The sequence below is a fragment of the Methylobacterium sp. E-005 genome (assembly GCF_022829725.1).
Lineage (GTDB): Bacteria > Pseudomonadota > Alphaproteobacteria > Rhizobiales > Beijerinckiaceae > Methylobacterium.
On sequence record NZ_JAKSYG010000005.1, the window covers coordinates 1 to 230 of the forward strand.

The 230-nt window shown below is 61.7% G+C and carries 1 protein-coding gene; it reads right to left on the minus strand.

Features of this window, described 5'->3' with window-relative positions; translation table 11 throughout:
* Nucleotides 1-12: 12 nt before the first annotated feature.
* On the minus strand, nt 13-230 hold a 218-nt coding region (locus MKK88_RS00030), incomplete at its 5' end, for a hypothetical protein (RefSeq protein WP_243996485.1).

Genomic DNA, 230 nt, shown 5'->3' on the forward strand with positions numbered 1-230 from the left:
GACGGGCATGGGTCAGTGTCCTTTCCCCTGAGTGGTAAAGCGTTCGCGGATGATGTTGCGGATGTCGGCGGCGATGGCGTCAGCAGCTGAGATAGCCGCGGCTTCGGAGATGCCCGGCAGACTGAGAATTGCGTCTGCCGCAATCATCTCGACGGCGCCTACGACATCGTGGATGTCCTTGCTGCGAAGGACGCGATTGCACTGCTGCCGGAGGATCTGAGACCGGTGCG